At 39.8% G+C, this 19,663-nt stretch carries 17 protein-coding genes, 4 tRNA genes and 1 pseudogene; 7 read left to right on the top strand and 15 right to left on the bottom strand.

The genetic code is table 11. The features are described 5' to 3' along the window. Positions 1 to 217: 217 nt before the first annotated feature. The 10 genes from ACF8FD_RS10360 to ACF8FD_RS10315 form a co-directional block, all read right to left on the bottom strand. Positions 218 to 1,549 carry a tyrosine-type recombinase/integrase gene (locus ACF8FD_RS10360; protein ID WP_392453356.1) on the bottom strand — a complete coding sequence of 444 codons (1,332 nt, stop codon included), beginning with the start codon at positions 1,547 to 1,549 and terminating at the stop codon, positions 218 to 220. 60 nt (positions 1,550 to 1,609) lie between these two features. Beyond that, complete coding sequence (locus ACF8FD_RS10355; RefSeq protein ID WP_279678937.1) at positions 1,610 to 2,722, bottom strand: hypothetical protein; 1,113 nt, start codon at positions 2,720 to 2,722, stop codon at positions 1,610 to 1,612. Between the two features lie 69 nt (positions 2,723 to 2,791). Further along, positions 2,792 to 3,157 (bottom strand): DUF2726 domain-containing protein, encoded by a 366-nt coding sequence (locus tag ACF8FD_RS10350; protein WP_234304672.1) that lies wholly within the window; start codon positions 3,155 to 3,157, stop codon positions 2,792 to 2,794. A gap of 56 nt (positions 3,158 to 3,213) precedes the next feature. Then, positions 3,214 to 3,289: transfer RNA gene (locus ACF8FD_RS10345), tRNA-Asn, on the bottom strand. A gap of 288 nt (positions 3,290 to 3,577) precedes the next feature. Next, positions 3,578 to 3,653 (bottom strand) — tRNA-Asn (locus tag ACF8FD_RS10340). Between the two features lie 195 nt (positions 3,654 to 3,848). Beyond that, positions 3,849 to 3,924: transfer RNA gene (locus ACF8FD_RS10335), tRNA-Asn, on the bottom strand. Between the two features lie 4 nt (positions 3,925 to 3,928). After that, positions 3,929 to 4,004: transfer RNA gene (locus ACF8FD_RS10330), tRNA-Asn, on the bottom strand. A 144-nt stretch (positions 4,005 to 4,148) separates the two neighbouring features. Then, positions 4,149 to 4,775, bottom strand: coding sequence for a superoxide dismutase (locus ACF8FD_RS10325; RefSeq protein ID WP_058870028.1), 627 nt, complete (start codon positions 4,773 to 4,775; stop codon positions 4,149 to 4,151). 209 nt (positions 4,776 to 4,984) lie between these two features. Then, entirely contained in the window at positions 4,985 to 5,605 is a 621-nt protein-coding gene (locus ACF8FD_RS10320; RefSeq protein WP_279678936.1) for a superoxide dismutase, read from the bottom strand. Positions 5,606 to 5,950: 345 nt separating this feature from the next. Beyond that, complete coding sequence (locus ACF8FD_RS10315; RefSeq protein ID WP_234304674.1) at positions 5,951 to 6,709, bottom strand: Nif3-like dinuclear metal center hexameric protein; 759 nt, start codon at positions 6,707 to 6,709, stop codon at positions 5,951 to 5,953. Positions 6,710 to 6,877: 168 nt separating this feature from the next. Here ACF8FD_RS10315 and ACF8FD_RS10310 point away from each other — a divergent pair, with 168 nt between their 5' ends. Then, positions 6,878 to 8,056 (top strand): S1C family serine protease, encoded by a 1,179-nt coding sequence (locus ACF8FD_RS10310; protein WP_004982593.1) that lies wholly within the window; start codon positions 6,878 to 6,880, stop codon positions 8,054 to 8,056. 481 nt (positions 8,057 to 8,537) lie between these two features. Here ACF8FD_RS10310 and ACF8FD_RS10305 read toward each other — a convergent pair whose 3' ends face one another. The 3 genes from ACF8FD_RS10305 to ACF8FD_RS10295 form a co-directional block, all read right to left on the bottom strand. After that, on the bottom strand, positions 8,538 to 9,500 hold the full coding sequence (locus ACF8FD_RS10305) for a Tim44 domain-containing protein (RefSeq protein WP_234304675.1): 963 nt from the start codon (positions 9,498 to 9,500) through the stop codon (positions 8,538 to 8,540). Between the two features lie 118 nt (positions 9,501 to 9,618). Then, complete coding sequence (radA, locus tag ACF8FD_RS10300; protein WP_004695771.1) at positions 9,619 to 11,010, bottom strand: DNA repair protein RadA; 1,392 nt, start codon at positions 11,008 to 11,010, stop codon at positions 9,619 to 9,621. A gap of 143 nt (positions 11,011 to 11,153) precedes the next feature. Further along, entirely contained in the window at positions 11,154 to 12,515 is a 1,362-nt protein-coding gene (locus ACF8FD_RS10295; protein ID WP_005400491.1) for a sodium:alanine symporter family protein, read from the bottom strand. A gap of 331 nt (positions 12,516 to 12,846) precedes the next feature. Here ACF8FD_RS10295 and ACF8FD_RS10290 point away from each other — a divergent pair, with 331 nt between their 5' ends. The 6 genes from ACF8FD_RS10290 to ACF8FD_RS10265 all read left to right on the top strand — a co-directional run bounded on the left by ACF8FD_RS10290 (position 12,847) and on the right by ACF8FD_RS10265 (position 18,556). Then, entirely contained in the window at positions 12,847 to 14,250 is a 1,404-nt protein-coding gene (locus ACF8FD_RS10290) for an amino acid permease (protein ID WP_183174816.1), read from the top strand. A 133-nt stretch (positions 14,251 to 14,383) separates the two neighbouring features. Further along, positions 14,384 to 14,608: a hypothetical protein gene (locus ACF8FD_RS10285; protein WP_004982578.1), complete on the top strand. Its 225-nt coding sequence runs from the start codon at positions 14,384 to 14,386 to the stop codon at positions 14,606 to 14,608. Between the two features lie 32 nt (positions 14,609 to 14,640). Beyond that, positions 14,641 to 15,891: a diaminopimelate decarboxylase gene (gene lysA / locus ACF8FD_RS10280; RefSeq protein WP_279678934.1), complete on the top strand. Its 1,251-nt coding sequence runs from the start codon at positions 14,641 to 14,643 to the stop codon at positions 15,889 to 15,891. A gap of 6 nt (positions 15,892 to 15,897) precedes the next feature. Further along, positions 15,898 to 16,743 (top strand): diaminopimelate epimerase, encoded by an 846-nt coding sequence (dapF, locus tag ACF8FD_RS10275; RefSeq protein ID WP_392453355.1) that lies wholly within the window; start codon positions 15,898 to 15,900, stop codon positions 16,741 to 16,743. 154 nt (positions 16,744 to 16,897) lie between these two features. Beyond that, positions 16,898 to 17,809: a tyrosine recombinase XerC gene (locus ACF8FD_RS10270; protein ID WP_058870070.1), complete on the top strand. Its 912-nt coding sequence runs from the start codon at positions 16,898 to 16,900 to the stop codon at positions 17,807 to 17,809. Between the two features lie 348 nt (positions 17,810 to 18,157). Beyond that, the gene (locus ACF8FD_RS10265; protein WP_087013279.1) at positions 18,158 to 18,556 is read left to right on the top strand and encodes a hypothetical protein; all 399 of its coding nucleotides are present in this window, start codon (positions 18,158 to 18,160) and stop codon (positions 18,554 to 18,556) included. Here the strand turns inward: ACF8FD_RS10265 and ACF8FD_RS10260 are convergent. Together ACF8FD_RS10260 and ACF8FD_RS10255 are read right to left on the bottom strand one after the other, a co-directional pair. After that, positions 18,483 to 19,088: pseudogene (locus ACF8FD_RS10260) on the bottom strand (GNAT family N-acetyltransferase). The gene ACF8FD_RS10265 and the pseudogene ACF8FD_RS10260 overlap by 74 nt on opposite strands. Then, positions 19,088 to 19,582: an Lrp/AsnC family transcriptional regulator gene (locus tag ACF8FD_RS10255; protein ID WP_058870018.1), complete on the bottom strand. Its 495-nt coding sequence runs from the start codon at positions 19,580 to 19,582 to the stop codon at positions 19,088 to 19,090. The pseudogene ACF8FD_RS10260 and the gene ACF8FD_RS10255 overlap by 1 nt, the downstream one beginning before the upstream one ends. Positions 19,583 to 19,663: the final 81 nt, after the last annotated feature.

The raw sequence follows: 19,663 nt of genomic DNA, 5'->3' as shown, positions 1-19,663 counted from the left end.
AGCTAACAAAGGAAAGCCACCTCTAATGGCTGCTTAACCTCTACTTTTAACTTCGGTTATTTATGGGAGGATTACCAGTTTAGGTATAGGCCAATTCATTTGAGAAAGCTATTGTAAAATAAAGGTATATTGGCAGGTTTGTACAAGAATAGTTTATATATAATGAACCTGTTATGTAATATTAAATTAAGTAATTAACTTTATTTAAGAGTTTGTTTTATTTTTTAAGTTGATCAATAAGTTCGCGTAATATAATAGGATCAATCGGAAGATTATTATTTAAAGAGTTTTCTAAAAAATTGATGTGTGTGTTAATCACATGATTAGAAGGGGTTGCAAGAATTCTTTCTTTTAATTCATCGATTTCAGAAAGCTCATCAAAAGCTAAATTTATATATGTATCTAAAGATGTAATAGATCTGTGACCAGTCCATTCAAGCATAATTTGTTTTAATCGATAAGTATTTAATAGCAGTTTACGAAATTCATCGCTATTCGATAATTCATGTTCTAAAATTAAAGATTTAAATTTTTCTGTAATAAATCTATGACGGAACATGTGGGCACAGACTTTTGAGGAAAGATTGGCATCTTTGGACCAATTATTCATATAAGTAGTTAATGTATCTGGTTGTAAGGGATGACCAGTTGTGTGGGAAATAAAAATATAATCATGATTAATGCCTTTTTTTTGAAGTATCGGATTTCTATAGTATTGAACATAAAAGCGTAAATTCAGTAAAAAAGTTCTTGAAACAGGAATTTCCCGTGTCTTTGTTAAACGATTATTTTTTAAATTTATAATTTCTAGCAAAGGTGAGATTGAATCAGTCTTTAAAGCTGATCTTAAAGAATTCATGGATATAGAGCAGACTTCAGATCTTCTACCACCTGTATTTTCAAGTGCTTGGAGAAGACATAAGTTTCTATGTCTTAGGGGCTCAATGTCAGAGTTATTTATATGATTCAGAAGCTTATTGTAATCATCGAGGGAAACAGGATAGCGTTTTCGTTTAGGTGAAGGAGGAGGAAATGAATAATGAAAATAATTAGGGTTAGAGTTTTTTTTGTTATTATCTCTATAAACATTCTTATTTTTATTACTTAAATTTATTTTATTATTTTTACCAATTCCAATAAAATTATTAATATTATAAAGCTCCCCAATGAAAAAAAGAAAATCTATAATTTGATAAGCAATGTTTATAATTTGATTATTCGAACGAACAAGAGGATCATCTTGTAAATAATCCATAAAATCAGAAAATAAATTATCATCAAATTGAGAGAAATTTTCAATTTCCTTACAATAAAAAGTAAATCTGATAAAATGACTCAAATGATTGGCAAATATTCTATATGTGCCACCATTATAGTTTTCAGAATAACCAAATTTTAATTTATAAATAAGATATGAATTAGCTTCATAGCAAGGGATTCCATTAGGGAATAATAAAAAGGGTAAGGCATCAAGATTGTAAAATTTTATATCTTGTTTGGATGTGGAGATATAATTTGGTAGGGCTTTGTTGCATAAATATGTAAGCATCTGATTTAAATAAATTTAATTTTGGATCAAAAAATAATCAAAACTTTTAAAATCATATAGTTATGAAATCTTTGTGCAACAAAGCCCTTTAATAGTTCCTTTGTTGCTGCATTCAATAAAATAATCATATTTTTCATTTACTTTTTGTCTAAGTAATTCTGAACAGTAGACTATATGGTCAATTTCATTAATTATTTTAATAAAAATTAATTCTTTAGCCTCACTATCTGTATAGCTTAGTGGAATTTGTGTTACTAATTTATTATGTAATAATTGTTGTTTATTGTTTTTTATCACATTTGTTGTAGTATTTTTATTTGTACAATTTTTATAGATTGGCCTAAGTATTTCTGTGAGAGGTTCTTGAAATATTCCATAGTTGACTAATAAGCTGTACATATCGACCATACAACTCCATCTTCCGTGAAAATGACCAATATTATAGTTTTTTATTTTTGCATCAATTAAGCATAAATTATAAATAATAAGCATGCTTTCAAATGCATACTCTGAAGACATTGCCCTCTGTAAGTTTTTAATATTTGGATAAACTAGAACTAAAATTCTAAATAAGCTAACTAGATATCCAATTTTTTTTGACAATGTGGTTGATATTATTTTTTTTCCATAAGTTATCATTATTTGATGTAATTTATGTGTGAACTCTTTTCCATATGCATCGTAAATAATACTGATATTTAGATTCATAATTTTCTTATCATTGCTGCAAATGCTCCAACCTTGATAATATTCAATTTTTTCTATATTTTTTTCAGTATTTTTATATAGAAATATACAATGTTCTACGTCTTCAATTATTGTATTAAATGAAAGGAAAATTGTAGTTTTCCTTTTATTTAGAAATAAAGCTAGATTATTGAATACTAACTGAACTTCATAGCTATAGTAGTATTTGTTGTAATTACTTGTATCTATTTCAGTGTAGATAAATCCTATAAAGCACTCTACATGATCCTCCAGTGCAGCAGACGATGTTAAATTGAATATTGAGTGTTGACTCGATGTACCCTTCAAACATTCGATATACGCGCAATAGAGGGCTACTAGTGCAGTAAGCTTATTAAGCTTCTGTTCTTCTTGTTTTAGCCAGTAACGGCTAGCAATATCTAAAGTGTCTGAGTGATCATAATCCTTAAGGTATTTAACTTTCACAGAATGTTCCATCCATGACGATTGTCAAATAAATTAAAGGTTAAAAAATGTACTATGTCAATGAAAAATCTATAAAGAATCAATTTGACAACTTTGGTCAATTAGGAAAAGACTGCGATCATCGAGTTCAATAATCACCACAACCGCTAACTGTTCATCTAATAAAACGAAGTCGGTGACTTTACGGTTAAATTTGGCCCGTATTTTATAGTGATCACTGGTAATCAGCGAACTAAATGAAACTTGAGCTAGAACATGATGGCGTGGAAAGGCTTCTTTTAAGCGAATAAACATTTTACGTTCAAATGGCGTAATGACGTGTTTGGCATAAAACTTTTGTTTACGGCGAAATAGGTCAGGGTAGACCATCATCACTAACGTAATAGTAGAGAAGCAGCCGATGATAAAAAAGATGATTTGACTCAGATCGAACACAATATTTTCTAGCGCAAAGAAAAAACCCACTCGAATGGAGTGGGTTTTTAGAATTTTGGCTCTCCAACCTGGGCTCGAACCAGGGACCTGCGGATTAACAGTCCGTCGCTCTACCGACTGAGCTATTGGAGAATCTGCACGCATTCTATGTGGCAAAGCTCAAAGGGTCAAGTCTTTGGCCTGATATTTTTATATAATCTGCTTTAAATGATTTAAAAATAAACGGTTTAGCTTTTATTGATACGATTTGATTCAATCTTTTTAGTTTTCCATGGAGATATTTGGGAGATTCAAGCTGAGAAGGGCCTGTATGGAAAGCTGCTTTGGAGTGATTTTGAGAGATTGGTTTTACGTATGGGTGAATGTCATTTTTATAGACAGAAAAAAGCCCAAGTCATAATGCTTGGGCTTTTTAAAATTTGGCTCTCCAACCTGGGCTCGAACCAGGGACCTGCGGATTAACAGTCCGTCGCTCTACCGACTGAGCTATTGGAGAATCTGAAATGCAGTATAGAGAAAATTACACATCGGTCAAGTTACAATTCTAAAAAAAGTCGAATTTTAGATTAAATGTTTTTTTTATAAACAATTTGATATGTCATAGCTGTATACCAGAAGGGTATAGGGTGTGAATCAAAACAATGAGTGATAAAAAAAGCCCAAGTCACGATGCTTGGGCTTTTTAGAATCTTGGCTCTTCCACCTGGGCTCGAACCAGGGACCTGCGGATTAACAGTCCGTCGCTCTACCGACTGAGCTATGGAAGAATAGTGGCTCTCCAACCTGGGCTCGAACCAGGGACCTGCGGATTAACAGTCCGTCGCTCTACCGACTGAGCTATTGGAGAATCTGATGCGCATTTTAGGGAGGAAAGGAAAATGGGTCAAGCAAAAAATATTGAGAAATGAATTGTTTGCTTTATAAATATGCGTTTAGGTAGCAAAAACAAAAAAACCGCTCAAAAAGAGCGGTTTTTTAAACAAGACGAATCTTATTTTTCAACGCCAGCAGCTTGACCTGCATATTTCGCGTTTGCATAATCCCAGTTTACAAGGCTTTCAAGGAAAGTTTTGATGTAAACAGGACGCGCATTACGGAAGTCGATGTAGTAAGCATGTTCCCAAACGTCAATGGTTAACACTGCAACTTTACCGTGTGCAAGTGGAGTGTCTGCATTTGAAGTTTTAAGAATAGAAAGGTTGCCATTTACTTCGTCAGCAACTAACCAAGCCCAACCTGAACCGAATTGAGTTGTTGCAGCAGCAGCAAATTCTTCAGCGAATTTTTCGTAAGAACCGAACGCTTCATCAATTTTAGCAGCTAAAGCACCTGTTGCTTTACCACCACCGTTTTTAGCCATACAGTTCCAGTAGAATGTGTGGTTCCAAACTTGTGCTGCGTTATTGAAGATACCTGCTTTAGCTGCATCACCAGCAGAAGCTGTGATGATTTCTTCTAAAGTTTTGCCTTCAAGGTCAGTACCCTTGATTAGGTTGTTTAGGTTAACAACATAAGTATTATGGTGTTTGTCGTGGTGGAATTCTAAAGTTTCTTTGCTGATGTGCGGAGCAAGATCTTCGTAGCCATATGGAAGTGCAGGTAAAGTAATGGTTGTCATGTTTCATTCCTTGCAGATTTGCTGGGTTTTACTTTAAGTGCATTTATTGTAAATGATTCTATAGACAATAGGGCAGTCTTTTAATACACAAAATATGCAAAAAACTTCGCAAGGAGACATATACGATACACAAGATATCGTTAGAGTCTTTTGTACAGAATGTGTTCATTTCAAAAGACTCTAAGCTGTAGATGGATTGAGGTGGTTGATTAATTTTTAGCTTGTAACGCAGTATGGTAACGGCGATTCACTTCATCCCAATCGACCACATTATAAAAGGCATTGATATATTCAGGACGGCGGTTTTGGTATTTTAGATAATACGCATGTTCCCATACATCTAAACCGAGAATAGGGATATGACCCTCCATCAGTGGGGAATCCTGATTTGCACTGCTCTCAACAATTAGGTTGTGTTCAGGTGTCACGCTCAGCCATGCCCAACCACTGCCAAAACGGCTAATCGCGGCTTTGGTAAATGCCTCTTTAAAAGCATCAAAACCACCAAGTTGCTCATCAAGAGCCTTTGCCACAGCTCCAGTCGGTTGCCCACCACCTTGTGGACTCATGACCGTCCAAAACAGTGAGTGGTTGGCATGACCACCTGCATTATTGATCACCATATTTTTAAGATCAGTAGGGACTTCATTGACTTTGGCAACCAAATCTTCCACAGACAGTTTCTCCCATTCTGTGCCTGCAATCGCGCCATTAATGTTATTGATGTAGGTTTGATGGTGTTTACTGTGGTGAATTTCCATCGTTTTCGCATCAATATTGGGTTCGAGTGCATCATAGGCATAAGGAAGAGTAGGTAAAGAATAAGCCATGTGTTTGATTCCTTTAATCATCAAAATTGTTTTATTGGGATTTTTCAAAGCAGTTTTATTATCCACTTAAAAGTTAATGAGAATCAATATGTTTATTATTTGTAATTTTGAAGCGAAAGGTCGCAAGTTTTATTGTTCATGTTAGGTTGGAAGTTCAGTATGTATAACAAGAATGAGATGCAAAGCGTTTTTGAACTGATGCTATGTTTTGATTTAAAAAGATGAAAGGCTAGGAATAATATCTTATAAATTAATAATTTGCTGAAATGGAAGTGATGTCGGATGTCATGCATTGTAAGCGCATTGAAAGGACTGGGATGAAAATAGTTTCATCCCAGCGATTGCTTAGATCGGGTTGTTTAACTCGAAATAAACATATTCAATATCAAATTGTTCTGAAATGGCTTGACCTAATCGCTGCACACCATAGCGTTCAGTCGCATGATGTCCACAAGCAAAATAATGTACGCCTAATTCTTTAGCTTCATAGAAGGTACGTTCACTGACTTCGCCTGAAATATAGGCATCACAGCCTTGTTCAGCGGCTTTTATAATAAAATCTTGTGCACCACCGGTACAAAAACCGACTTTTTCAATCATGGTCTTGTCCGCAGGAAGATGGATGGCATCAAACTTTAATTTCTCAGACACAAACTTTTTAAAGTCTTCCACAGGCATGGGCTGGTTTAAATAACCAGTATTACCAATAGAATGACGCTCAGATGGATCAAGTGCCTCAATAAGTTCCAGTTTGAGCAAATCTGCAATCGCTGCATTATTTCCAAGACTCGGATGGCTGTCGAGGGGGAGGTGATATGCCAACAAAGAAATGTCATGTTGAATCAGACTCTTGATCCGTTTACCGCGCATACCTGTGATGGGGTAGGCTTCACCTTTCCAAAAATAACCATGATGCACCAGTAAAAGATCCGCATTTTCTCGGATCGCGGCATCTATGGCATCTTGCGATGCAGTCACCGCCGCTAAAATTTTACGCACTTCGGTTTTACCTTCAATTTGAAGGCCATTCGGTGCATAGTCCTTAAACTCAGGTGATTTGAGGGTTTGATCACACCACTGAATAATGTCTTGTAATTTTGCCATATCGACTTAAAAACTCTTTTAAATTGATTACATCGGGACCTATTGTTTATTGTAACTAAAGCATGACAAAACTCTTGCTTATTTTTGTGCTTCGGCTTGAATTTCGCTTTACAATAGGCATAAATTACTTAGTCATCAATGAATTAAAACATTTTAGAGGGTGAAATCGTGCGCAGGACCTTTTCCTGGTTACCTTGGGTATTACTCATTTTAGTCATTGCTGGATTTTTTGCTTGGCAGCAGTATCAAAAGCCAAAAGCGCCTGTGGCGTCAGATGGTATTAAGATGCCTGCTGAAAAGGTTGAGCCTTTAATTAACACCACGCGTACCGGTGGGGTGGTTTCTTATAGTGCCGCCGTGAAAGTGGCTGCGCCAGCAGTAGTGAATATTTTTACCACGCAAAAAGTCAAACAACTTGACCATCCATTGCTCAATGATCCTGCGTTCCGTGAATTTTTTGGCAATCAAATTCCAGATCAGTTTAGCCAAAATAAAAATGAAAACAGTTTGGGTTCAGGTGTGATTGTTCGCCCTGATGGTTATATTTTGACGAATAATCATGTGATTGCTCAAGCCGATCAAATTGTTGTGGCATTACAAGATGGCCGTCGTGCAGTGGCAAAAGTGATTGGTACCGACCCCGATACCGATTTGGCTGTGATTAAAATTGAGCTGGCGAACCTGCCTGTTTTACCCTTTAAGCTAAGCGGCAACGAAGTGGGTGATGTGGTCTTGGCCATTGGTAATCCATTTGGTGTGGGGCAAACGGTTACGCAAGGTATTGTCTCTGCTACAGGACGCTCTGACCTAGGTATTAACACTTATGAAGACTTCATTCAAACCGATGCTGCAATTAATCCCGGCAATTCAGGCGGTGCTTTGATTGATGTTGCGGGGAATTTGATTGGAGTGAATACGGCGATTTTCTCTCAGTCAGGTGGGTCTTTAGGTATTGGTTTTGCCATTCCTGCAAGAATTTGTCAACAAGTGCTGAACTCTATTCTCAAAGACGGCCGTGTGGTACGTGGTTGGCTAGGTATCAGTTTACTGCCTGTTGAACAAGTCAATATTCTAGAGCCTAAAGGGCCTGGTGTGGTTGTCGCGGACGTATTAAAAACGGGACCTGCTGCAAAAGCTGGTTTAAAGAAAGGCGACAAGATTGTGAAAGTGAATGATGAAGTGATTACTTCAACCTCACATTTGATTAATTTTGTGGCTCTACAACCGCCAAATAGCACCATTCAGATTTCACTTGAGCGCGATGGCAAACCTTTAGATGTGGCTGTGGTTGTTGGGGAAAGAAAAGAGCAAAATCAAGACTCTCAATTTATCCCATTACCTGAATAAGACTTAAGAACGTAAATAAAAATGCCTCTTTTATAGAGGCATTTTTTATGAGTAGATGATTTACAGTGTGAATATTAAATGCAGAGCATGATCAATAGAAAACCTAGTGCATTTTAAATGCCTAAGATTGGTAAATGATGATCTCAGTTTTAGTCGAAAATCAAAGCTCACTTATTTTTAGATCTTGCCCATTCGCATCAAGCATGAATAACGCGATTAACTTATGTGGAGTGGAAGTGTAGGTCTAAGCTAAAAGAAGGCGTGTGATTGAGGATGCATTGTACAGCCTTTCATTACGCTTCTTATTTAACATAGATGTTACAGGAAATGTTGAGCGTAACTTTTAGGACAACCATTGCTTTTATCGTTTTAAATGGTGTTTTTGTTTAAGCGAGTCGTTGATGGCTAGGTTGAATCGACAGGAGGATTTATAAGCACAAAAAAACAGCAACCGAAGTCGCTGTTTTTATATATCTGGAAATTACGCTTCTTGTTGGATACCCGCAACGAGCCAGTCTTGGGTAGAACCCGCAGGTTTTACAAAGTGCCAAACTTCAGCAAAAGGTTGCGGTAAGCTGTTGAGGTCTTCACTTACTGTACCAGTAAAACGTACGCTAACCACGTATTGGCCATTTTCTGTCGCAGAGTCTGAAACCATCGCATTAAGGTTTGAAAACTCAGCTACATCTTGATCTTGGTTTGCCATAATGTCTTGATACATAGACTGGTAAAGATCAGGTGTTAAGTAACGCTGAATTTCAGAAATGTTACTTGCAGTGTTCATCGACTGAATATGATTGAAACGTTGACGAGCAATACGTAAGAAAGCAGCGGGTTCTGTTCCGTCTGGCAGTTGACTACCACTATTGGTATAGGCAGCGCCAAAAGGTGCATTGTTTTGTGGTGCAGCAGCTGAACCACCTACAGACTGACCAAAAATATTGCTATTGTCATTTGATGTACGTGGTGCAGCTTGTTGGCCAAACGGTGCTTGAGTTGAACCATTGTTTGGCGCGTATGGATTAGCTGCTACTTTTTTTTTTGCGCCCATTTTACGGAAAATGAAGAAGGCAACAGCAGCGGCAAGAAGAATCCAAATCCAGCTCGGAATACCACCTTTTTCTTCCTGTGCTTGCGCTTGAGAAGCAGAGTTGTCATCTGCCAATGCATTTGCAGCAACAGCACCAATTGCAGCACCAGCTACACCAGCCGCAACCATACCGCCGACGCCTGGACCAGATTTAGCTGGAGCCGTAGCAGGCGCGCTAGGTTGTTGAACTGGAGTTGCTTGACGAGGTTGTTGATAAGACTGAGTTGGTGCAGCTTGACGGCTCATGCCGTGGCTTTTACCACCACCTGCACGTTTAGCTTCTGCGGCTAAGGGTGCAACTAAAAGAGCCGCTGTTAAAAAACCAGCAATCAAACCACGCTGTCGAACTTCCATCAAATTTTCCTACTCTATAAAAAATAAATTTTAACTCTACCTTTATGCAGTCTTTCATCCTAAATTTCAATAAAAAACGTGTTTATTTTATGAGAAATCCAAATGAATGGAATTTAGCTTAGTTGAGTTCGTCACTTAAGCTCATGGCTTCAGTGAGTGCCTCATGTAAGCGCGCCACAGCGATGACCTTCACCCCAGCAATGTCTTTTTGCGGTGCGTTGCCTCGCGGTAGAATAATGTATTTAAAACCATGTTTAATAGCTTCTTTTAAGCGTTCCTGTCCATTGGGGACTGGGCGAATTTCCCCAGAGAGTCCTACTTCACCAAAAACAGCCAATTGTTGTGGCAGCGCTTTACCCCGCAGACTCGATGCACAGGCCAATAAGACAGCCAAGTCAGAGCCTGTTTCCGTGATTTTTAAACCACCGACAACGTTGACGTAGACATCTTGTCCAGATGTTTGCACGCCACCATGGCGATGCATCACCGCCAAGAGCATATTTAAACGGTTTTGTTCTAAACCTAAGGCGACTCGGCGCGGTTGACCATGTGCATCATCAACCAAAGCTTGAACCTCAACCAACAGAGGACGTGTGCCTTCACGGCTGATCATCACGATTGAGCCTGCAATGGCTTCATCATAACGGCTTAAGAAAATGGCTGAAGGATTCGCTACTTCTCTTAAGCCTTTATCGGTCATGCCAAAAACCCCGAGTTCATTGACTGCACCAAAACGGTTTTTAACAGCTCGAATCATCCGATAACGTGAGTCGGACTGACCTTCAAAGTACAGAACACAGTCCACCATATGTTCAAGCACACGTGGACCAGCCAGTGCACCTTCCTTGGTGACGTGTCCGACGATGAACAAGGCTGTGCCACTATTTTTAGCAAAACGAGTTAGTAAAGCAGCAGATTCGCGAATTTGAGAAACGCCGCCCGGCGCTGACTGGAGTGTTTCGGTATACAGGGTTTGAATGGAATCTAAAATTGCCACGGCGGGACGCTCATGGGCAAGCATTTCACATATCCGCTCGACACAGGTTTCAGCCATGACTTTGAGTTTATCTGTGGGTAGATCAAGACGATTTGCACGCAAAGCCACTTGAGAGAGTGATTCTTCACCTGTGACATACAATGCCGCACTGTTGGCCGCGGCCATATGCGTTGCCGTTTGCAATAAAATGGTCGATTTCCCGATGCCCGGATCACCGCCAATCAGCACCACGGAACCCGTGACGAGACCACCCCCAAGAACACGATCAAACTCACCAATTCCTGTAGCCAGTCGAGTCTCATGTGAAACTGAAATTTGATTTAAGGTGCTAATAGCAGCAGCTTGACCTGCATAGCCGCCACCCATTTTGGGCTGCGCACGATGTGTGACTGCAGGTGCAATATTGACTTCAACTAGACTATTCCATTCTCCACATTCAGAACATTGGCCCGCCCATTTTGAATGGTCAGCGCCACATTGTTCACAGCGGTAAACACTTTTTGCTTTTGCCATACCTTATTTGATGCACTATTTGGAGTATTCGATGGTTCAACAGCATACAGAGGATTGGATTTGAAATGAATGCTCTGAATCAAAAAGCCACCCGAAGGTGGCTTAGCGATTGAAGATTTTATAAATTTGCTTTGAAAATAGCCTTAGTACAACTCACCTGATTTACGTTTTTCGACAAAATCACGCGACTCTTTCACAATCACGGTCGACAGCAATAACAAGGCAATTAAGTTTGGAACTGCCATTAAACCATTAAAGGTGTCGGCAAATAGCCAGACTAAATCAAGAGATGCCACGCAACCAATAAAGACTGATGCGATGTAAATGAGACGGTACAACAGAACATACTTTTCACCGAGTAAATAAGTACAGCATTTTTCGCCGTAATAGCACCAACCTAAAATGGTGGAGTAAGCGAAGAAAACAATACCAAAAGTCACGATCCAGCCTCCGACACCCGGCAGTAATTGGTTAAAAGTATGGGTAGTTAATACCGCGCCTGTTTCGCCACCAAAACTATTGCCCGCCATGATAAAGCCCATAACCAAAACGATCCCTGTAATACTACAGACGATAATGGTATCGATAAATGTACCTGTCATTGAGACTAAGCCTTGACGTGCAGGGTGGTCGGTTTTTGCAGCAGCTGCGGCGATCGGCGCCGAACCCATCCCTGCTTCATTTGAGAAGACGCCACGAGCGACACCGTAACGAATGACAGCACCAATTGCGCCACCTGCTACAGCTTCACCCGTAAAGGCATCACGGAAGATCAGTTCAAGTGCAGGCATGACGAGTTCAAGATGGTTGAAGATAATAATGAGGCCACCGAGGACATAGCCAATCGCCATAATCGGAACGATGAAAGAAGCGGCTTTAGAAATAGATTTAATCCCGCCTAAAATAACCAAAGCAGAAAATACCGTAATGACGATACCTGTGATCCATGTTGCAACTCCCGTACTGTTTTCAACAGCGAGCGCAACTGTGTTGGATTGTACTGAACTACCAATCCCAAAAGACGCCAAGGTGCCAAATAGTGCAAAAATCAGTGCTAACCATTTCCATTTTAGGCCGCGTTCAATGTAGTACATTGGACCGCCAGACATTTCACCTTTTTCATTTTTGATTCGGTATTTAACTGCCAGTACGCCTTCACCATATTTGGTTGCCATACCGAACAGGGCTGTCATCCACATCCAAAACACCGCACCTGGGCCACCAAGGACACAAGCGGTTGCAACACCAGCGATATTACCCGTACCAATGGTGGCAGAGAGTGCTGTCATGAGGGATGCAAAGTGGGAAATATCTCCAGTATGAGAATGTGCTTGGTCATGTTTGCCAAAGACTTGTTTAAAAGCAAGAGGCAACATGCGGATTTGCCAGAAAAACAAGCGTAATGTGAGGAATATCCCTGTTCCGACAATGAGGACCAACATATAGGGTCCCCAGACCCAACCACTGATGGTTTCCATAAAAGTTTGTAAACTTTGTGTATTCATTTTTCTTTTAGTCCTCTATGTTTTAAAACTTGAAATTTCTAGAAAAATTTTGAGTTTTATTAAGCAATTGATATGCCACAGTCATGCTTCCTGCACGATTTTTTATTGATTTTTAATCTTGTTGTATTTGTTACACGGAAATTTATTTTTGACAAGTGTTTTGCTGATTTTTTCAACAGGAACTTTTACGTGTCCTTTGTCGTATTAAATATAAGAAAAATTAATTAACTTTTCAAAAGATGTTGAAAATATAGATTAATACAATTTTATTTTTATTTTTTTGTTCTTTTCGGGTAATTTTGGCGACTGGAAATAAAAGACGACATCAAGAATGAGTTTAGAAAATACAGAATCGACCTCTGAACAAGGTGATTTAAAACGGAGTTTATCCAACCGCCATTTACAACTCATTGCGATTGGCGGTGCGATTGGTACGGGTTTATTTATGGGGTCGGGGAAGACGATTAGTCTCGCTGGGCCATCTATTTTAATCATTTACATGATTATTGGTTTTATGGTGTTTTTGGTCATGCGTGCGCTTGGCGAATTACTGCTGTCTAACTTAAAGTACAAATCGTTTATCGATTTCTCTACCGATTTGATTGGGCCGTGGGCAGGCTATTTCGTTGGCTGGACCTATTGGTTATGTTGGATCACGATTGGTATTGCGGACTTATCAGCTATTATTTATTACCTTCAGTTTTTTAATGGAGGGATGCCGTTCACACCTGGGGAAGGGGTGATGATCAGTGTTGCGGCCATTGTGTTCATCATGGGCTTGAACTTGGTTACGGTGAAACTGTTTGGTGAGCTAGAGTTCTGGTTTGCACTGATTAAGATTATTGCCATTGTGGTGTTGATTGGTGTTGGTTTATGGATGATCTTTACAGGGTTCACTTCTACGGCGGGTAAAGTTGCATCATTTAGTCATCTTTGGTCACATGGCGGCATGTTCCCAACAGGTGTAACAGGCTTCCTTGCAGGTTTCCAAATTGCGATCTTTGCCTTTGTGGGTGTAGAACTGGTCGGTACTACGGCTGCTGAAACCAAAGATCCAGAGAAAAATTTGCCTAAAGCTGTGAACTCGATTCCAATTCGTATCATTGTTTTCTATGTGCTGTCTTTAGTGATTGTAATGTCTGTGACACCATGGAACGTGATCGATCCTGCAGTTTCGCCTTTTGTGAACTTGTTCAGTCAAGCGGGTATTGCAGCAGCAGCAATTATCATGAACTTGGTGGTATTGTCTTCTGTGATGTCATCAATGAACAGTGGTGTGTTTTCAACGTCGCGTATGTTGTTTGGTTTGTCTCGTGAAGATCAAGGGCCAAAAGCATTTGGGCATTTAAACAAGCGTGCTGTTCCTGCAAATGCATTGTACTTTTCAGCCATTTGTTTACTGTTAGGTGCTGCACTACAGTACTTTGTACCAAATACTGTTGAAGCCTTTACTTTGGCAACTACACTGTCGACGATTTTGTTTATCTGCGTCTGGATTATGATTATCTGGAGCTACATTGTGTATTACAAAACACGTCCAGAGTTACATGCAAAATCGACCTTTAAATTACCGGGTGGTCTGTTTACCTGTTGGTTTGTGATTGTTTTCTTCATTGGCGTGATCTATGTGTTATCACTAGAAGCAGATACCATGAAAGCTTTAATGGTGAGTCCAATTTGGTTCATCATTTTGATTATTGGTTATTTTGGTTTCTACAAACCGAAACATAAATAATCGATGCGATTGAGAAAAACGCCAGTCTTTAACTGGCGTTTTTTTTTAACTCACTATAATCTTTAGCGCTTAGTGGTTTGGTCATGTATGTTGATCAGGTTATACTTCTTCAAAATATCAAATAGGTGATCAGATGCGTTCTGTCATTTGCTGCATCAGTGTCTTGGTGATGAGTACTGCATTCGTCGGTTGTGGTCAGTCTGGTACATTACATATGCCAAATGATCCAAACTACGATAAGCGAGCGAAATATTTGCTTTATAAAGACGCAGCATCTAAGCCGTCTGCACAAAAGGAAGATACAGCGCCCGTGAAGCAAGAGTTTGCTGCACCTTCAGTTGAAACCAATCAGCCTTAATACCTTAAACGCTTCATAGAAAGGATACATTCATGAGTTTTACCCGCAATCATGGGGTTTTGCATGCTGAGCAATGCTCACTGCAACAGCTTGCGCAGCAATTTGGTACACCACTGTATGTTTATTCAAAAGCGACTTTTGAAAAACACTTTACAGAGATGGATCGTGCTTTTGACTTTATCGATCATCAAATTTGTTTTGCGGTTAAGTCAAACTCAAACATTGCGGTATTGAATGTCCTTGCAAAGCTCGGTGCGGGTTTTGATATTGTGACCGGCGGAGAACTGGCTCGTGTACTAAAAGCGGGTGGCGATGCTTCTAAAATTGTCTTTTCGGGTTTAGGTAAAACTGAGATTGATGTTCAAAAAGCATTAGAAGTGGGTATTGCATGCTTCAATGTCGAGTCTCATGCAGAGCTGGATCGTATTCAAAAAGTTGCAGCGAAGCTGGGCAAAAAAGCACCCATTTCATTGCGCGTCAATCCAGATGTAGATGCGAAAACGCATCCTTATATTTCAACAGGCTTAAAAGAAAATAAATTTGGGATTCCGTCTGATACGGTGTTTGAAACCTATCAATATGCTGCAACGCTGCCGAATTTAGACATTATTGGGATTGACTGTCATATTGGTTCACAGCTGACTGAAACACAGCCTTTTGTGGATGCATTAGATCGTGTGATTGTGATGATCGATCAGCTTAAAACCATGGGTATTCAGCTGAAACACATCGACATTGGTGGTGGTTTAGGCGTGACCTATAAAGATGAAGTACCGCCTACCGTTTTTGAATATGCCAATGCAATGAAGCCCGCTTTAGAAAAATTGGGTTTGAAAGTGTATATGGAACCGGGACGCAGTATTTCGGCAAATGCAGGAGTACTCCTGACCAAAGTAGATTTACTCAAACCGACTATTCACCGTAACTTTGCGATTATTGACGCAGCCATGAACGATTTGATTCGTCCTGCACTGTATGAAGCATGGATGAATATTCAGCCCGTTACACCGCGTTCAGATGTCGAGGCAAAAGAATGGGATGTGGTTGGTGCAATTTGTGAAACAGGAGATTTCTTGGGGAAAGAGCGTGTGCTTGCACTCAAAGAAAATGACGTACTGGCTGTATTGGGCGCTGGTGCTTATGGTTTTGTCATGAGTTCAAATTACAACAGTCGCGGTCGTGCCGCTGAAGTGATGGTGGATGGTGAAAACGCACATTTGATTCGTGAGCGTGAAACCATTGAGTCGCTTTGGGACAAAGAACGTTTATTGCCTGAAGGATAATTCAAGATGTTATTAGAATTTACCAAAATGCATGGTCTAGGCAATGACTTTATGGTGGTTGATTTAATCAGCCAAAGAGCATTCCTTGATACTGTTACGATTCAGCGCTTGGCGGATCGTCATTTCGGCATCGGTTTTGATCAGTTGTTGATTGTTGAGCCACCCGATTTACCTAATGTCGATTTCAAATACCGTATTTTTAATGCTGATGGTTCTGAAGTTGAACAATGTGGTAATGGCGTGCGCTGCTTTGCACGCTTTGTACATGAGCGTCAGCTCACGACAAAGACCAAGATTAAAGTGCAAACCAAGGCAGGGATTGTAGAACCCGAACTCGGTCAAAATGGCTGGGTACGCGTGAATATGGGTTATCCAAAATTCTTACCACAGGAAATTCCATTTATTGCGGATGCACCAGAAGCTTTGTATGACATTGCTTTGACGAACAATGAGCAATTGACCATTGATGTGGTGAATATGGGTAACCCTCATGCAGTTACTATCGTTCCTGACGTGATTACAGCTGATGTTGCACGTCTGGGCCCTCAGGTTGAATCGCATGAGCGTTTTCCGCAGCATGTGAATGCTGGGTTTATGCAAATCATTGATGAAAAGCATGCGCGCTTACGAGTGTTTGAACGTGGAGTAGGCGAAACCTTGGCCTGTGGAACAGGAGCTTGTGCGGCTGCGATTTCAGGTATGCGCCGTGGTTTACTCGATTCATCTGTTGAGATTGAGCTCGCAGGTGGTAAGTTACATATTAAATGGCGTGAAGGTGATGTGGTTTGGATGACGGGACCAACCTCAAATGTCTACGAAGGACGTATCGATCTGAGTTACTATCAAAACTAAGTTTAGCCTCAAACAAGAAGCACTGATTCATCAGTGCTTTTTTTATGAAAAATGAACATAGGCATATAAAGAGCTGAGACAGTGCTACTATGCAAAAGCCAATTAATTTTTCACCGAATAGAACTATAGAGGCTGACTTGTGACTTTTGAGCCGATGCAACTGCTCGCGATGTGGTTAAAACAACGAGAAATACAAAATCAGTCTGTTCATACTTTGCAGGCCTATGAACGAGATGTGTCTGATTTTTTGCTATTTTGCGAACAGAAAAAGCTTGAGTTAGGCGATGTTGAAGCCACTGATTTGCGCGAATTTATTGCACAAAAAGTTGAATATCAACAGTTGAGCTCCAGCAGTTTACAGCGGATGTTGTCCTCTATTCGTCAGTTTATGAAATGGGCTGAGCAGGGGCAACATTTGGCTTTTAACCCTGCCGATGACTTTCAACTTAAACGTAAACCTCGTCCTTTACCAGGGCTAGTGGATATTGAAACCATCAATCAAATTTTGGATCAGGCCTTGCCTGAGAAAGAAGTCGAACAGCAAATGTGGTATCGAGACAAAGCTTTGCTTGAGCTGCTTTATGCCAGTGGATTACGCTTAGCGGAAGTGCAGGGCTTAAGAATTAAAGACATCGACTTTAACCGACAGTTACTCCGTATTACAGGTAAGGGCAATAAAACTCGGGTTGTACCTTTTGGTTCAAAAGCCAAAGATGCGGTAATGAAATGGCTGAGTATTTATCCGCTGTGGAATGGTGATTTTGTGCCAGATGCACAAGTTTTTATTACTCAAAAGGGCAATCCTTTGGGGATGCGCCAGATTGAAAATCGGGTCAAGTTCCAAGCACAGCGTGCAGGCGTAAATATTGATCTGCATCCGCATTTACTCCGCCATTGTTTTGCTAGTCACATGCTGTCAAACAGTGGTGATTTGCGCGCAGTGCAGGAAATGTTAGGACACAGTAACTTAAGTACCACCCAAATTTATACCCATGTCGATTTTGACAGACTGGCTCAAGTGTATGATCAGACACATCCACGAGCACAGCAAAAGGTGAAAACTTAGTTCATTCATACTTTAAAAATAGTGTCACATAATGCATGCACTATAGCGCTGTGTTTTAGGTTAAATGCCAAAGGTCAGAACAAACGGCGTAAACACATCCGTAGATAACTATTGTACGCATGTACGCACTAGGGCGGTCTGTGAGATTCGGCATTATTCTTGCTTTACTTACTCTTGCTTGAATCAACTTGATCAATAAGTAGCAATGATCGCTCACTTTTGTTGGAAAAAGTGTGATTATGAACTTTTGTAGAATAATAAATCGGCAAAAAATAGAGTATAAACTTAAAAGAGGATGGGCTTAATGTTCCAGTTTAATGAAACGGTAGATTTAAGCTTATATTGAAGATGACAAATGCGAAAATAGGTCAGTATATGATTTCAGATATACAAGCAAAGTATGATCAACTCAGCTCCGCGCAAAAAGATATTTTTGCGGGCTATGGTTTGCGTCAGGTCAAACACTTTGTTGAAATTAGTTTAGCCAATATTGAGCCTGTACTGCCTGAAAATGCATTTGTTCAAGGCGTCAATGCAGCAGGTAAAGTTCAGGCTTTTAATGCAGAGACTGGGCAATACTATTTATGGATTTCCGATTTACAGTGGCAAGCGACTGCACAACCCTCAAATAGTATTGATTTAAAAGACGACTTTCTTGAAGTCTGGAAAATTTTTAATCTTGGACAATATGAATTGATTGATTTAAGTCATATTCATCGTGATTTTTTAGAAAGTCAGTTGGCTTAATGGCATAGAGCGTATGTCGAAGCAGAGGGCTATTTTGGTCGAGTTTAGGATGATTAAAATAGCCACGATGTTGCATGCCGAGACGTTTCATTACCGCTTCAGAAGCCCTATTTTGAACTGCGGTAAAACCAACAACTTCATCCAGTTTTAAAACCGAAAAAGCAAAATATAGACAAGCCTGTGCAGCTTCTGTGGCATAACCCTGATGCCAAAACTTCGAGTCCAATCGCCAACCAATTTCGACACAGGGTGAAAAATCAAAGCACTCAGGTTGAGCATCTAAGCCTGTAAACCCAATGAATTCCTGACTATGCTTCAGTTCGACTGCCCAAAAGCCCCAACCATTTTGATTGATGAATTGCTGAAACGTTTGCGCAAGGGCATCGCTTTATGTTTGCGTGAGTGGACTAGGAAAATAACGCATCACTTGAGCATCGGCATTTAACTGCGCAAATACAAGAAAGTCATCTGCGCGCCAAGCTCTTAGACGTAAACGCGCTGTTTCTATCGCAAAATTTAAATGCGCTGACATTAGATTTCATTAAGCGGGAGTTGGAAACTTTGTTTAATGATTTGACTTGGCAAGTCTGTTTTGACACTGGTAATGCCATTTTTTTTGGTCAAATGTGTGGATTGGAATTCACGATAGCTTTCTAAATCAGGTACTACAACTTTCAGCATTGCATCGCATTCCCCTAAAATAATGTAGCATTCCATGACTTGTGGAAGTTCTTTCATGGCTTCAATAAAGGTGTCGATGGTTTCGGCATCTTGACCGACCAGCCAAATACGCGAGAACAGAATCAGTTGAAGGCCAATTTTTTGTGGATCGACCACTGTGGTATAATTTTGAATGACGCCTGCTTCTTCTAATAGTTTGACGCGTCTTAGGCACGAAGACGGCGATAGACCGATTTCTCGTGCTAAGTCATTATTTTGAATGCGGCCATTGTCTTGTAAGTGGCGAATGATATTTTTATCAATACGGTCAAGTTTTATGCGCACAGACTTTGGTGATTGTTTCATATCTTAGAATATAATTTGAAAAATACGTTTTATTATAGAATAAATTGAAAGCCAATTTTGTATTATTTCGCACATACTAAT

The sequence above is a fragment of the Acinetobacter sp. TYF_19 genome (assembly GCF_043105125.1).
Lineage (GTDB): Bacteria > Pseudomonadota > Gammaproteobacteria > Pseudomonadales > Moraxellaceae > Acinetobacter > Acinetobacter johnsonii.
This window is presented reverse-complemented; position numbering and strand designations above follow the sequence as displayed.